Here is a 1,968-nt window from a genome sequence, read left to right as displayed (position 1 = left end):
CCCGCGAAATCGTCATAGCGCTTCTCCTAGGATTACCCCTAGGACCTGCAGCGCTCGCGTCCGTCAAACAAGGCGGCCCTCAATGGAGGGATACTTACCTTCTCGCGGATATATCTTCGTGCGTGATCCATGACGGATCGAGTAACTCGTCCTTGCCGCAAGCCAATCTCACAGGTTGCGTTAGGGAACCTACAAGGTTTGGCAGGCGGCTAACTCAACCAGTTTAGGTATCCTACGGCCCCGGTCGCGCAGTGCGGGGACATCCCAGACGAAGGAGATCGCAGATGGCCTACAAGAAACTCGCCAATCAAAGCGGGCTGACGCTTACGGTTTTGCTCATTACGCGTGTTGGCTCGGAGCCGAACCAGTAACGGATCGATTGTGGCGGCGGCACTACCGGCGGGCGGCAGGCAGACGGTTGAGTACGGTAATACGCAGACTCCTTCCTCAACGGGCTCGTGATTTCCTTGTCTCGATGGGCATTTTCGAGCGCCTCGCAGACCGTGACAACTCGCGGCAGGGGCCGGAATAATCTGCTGAACACACGACACGTTGACCTAGCGGAGCGGGCGGCCTGAACGCGGTGGGCTCGAATACATAAACGCAGTCCACGGCGCTGCTGATCTCGGTGGCGGCGGGAGCTGGCCGCTGCTGGACGACAAGGCCGACCCTATCCGCGCCGCCGCCTGCTCGATGGGGTGCCGCAGATGGACGGAAAGCTCAAGCTCATGCCTCCGTCGCAGCGGTGATCGCGGGCGCCGAGTTGTTGAATGGCCTCCGGCCGCGACGCATTCTGGTTCCTTCATCTGGCTAGTACACAAGGACCGAAGGTGCTCTGGGACAGTATCCTTCGGAGACGCTCAAGTGTCCACGAAACGATCTGACGTCATCATGGGAGACGGTATTGCATATGAGCACCAATCGTGCGGTACCCGAGCCGCCTAATGCGCTCCGGCTGGTCACACAGGCGTATATGAGCCTTCTCCTCATCGCCTTCGCCTTGATGCCCGCCCAGTTCATTGCCTACCTGTATTTCCAGCAGGATCCCACGCTAAAATTCGAAAATCACCCATTCCATGAATTCGCGATTGCCCTCGCCACCCTCGAAGGGCTGTTCGTCACCTATGTGACGTGGCGCTGCTACTGGTCTTCGGGCGAACCTCTGTTGCGTTGGTTGACGCTGGGTTTTCTCGGCTTCGTATTGATCTATTTACTGCACGGCGCCTTCACCAGGATGGCACACCGCAACATCTGGCTGTTTCTGCTCTATGGACCGGCGTCGCGTCTCGCGATGTCGATTCTTCTCTTCGTTGGGCTGCTCAGCTATAACCAGCCATCAGACGAGGTCGAGAAGCGTTCGGATGCGCGCACATGGCTGATGTGGACCGGCCTGTTCCTGACCGTGGATATAGCTGTCGCATTGATCGCCTACTCCCCCTATGCGGGACACCCGGCGGTACGCTTGTCCATGGAGGGCGGTGCACTGGTGTTCAGCGCGCTGAACGTTGCGGTCATGCTCATGCGAGGGATTCACTCGCCGCTCATGCTTGTTTTCGGCATCTCGGTCGCGTGGTTTGCGTTATCGTCGCTCGCATTCATTCTGGCGGCACCGTGGAATCATATGTGGTGGCTCGCCCACGCGATCTTTGCTGGCGGGTTCTTGCTGCTCAGCTATGGCGTTGTCCAGGCTTTCCGAACGACGCAATCCTTCTCGACCATCTATAGCCAGGAAGAAATGATGGCCCGCCTGGCCGATTCGATGGCCGACACTCAAAGGGCGCTACAGCAAGTGCAGGTGAGCAATCAAAGGTTAGAACGCCTTGTCGCCACCGACCCACTGACCGGTGCCGGAAATCGGCGACACTTCCTCGACCATATCGGCGCCGAGATCGCGCGGGCCAAACGAACCGGTGCTCCATTATCTCTGCTGTCGCTCGATCTCGACCATTTCAAGGATATCAATGACTC

General features: G+C 58.4%; 1 protein-coding gene. It reads left to right on the top strand.

The annotated features are described in order from the left end of the window. Window positions 1-910: 910 nt before the first annotated feature. Window positions 911-1,968: GGDEF domain-containing protein (locus tag K359_RS0147760; RefSeq protein WP_029085229.1), on the top strand; the 1,058-nt coding region annotated here is incomplete at its 3' end.

Origin of the sequence: Bradyrhizobium sp. th-b2, from assembly GCF_000426785.1 — a bacterium.
GTDB classification, from domain to species: domain Bacteria; phylum Pseudomonadota; class Alphaproteobacteria; order Rhizobiales; family Xanthobacteraceae; genus Bradyrhizobium; species Bradyrhizobium septentrionale.
This window is presented reverse-complemented; position numbering and strand designations above follow the sequence as displayed.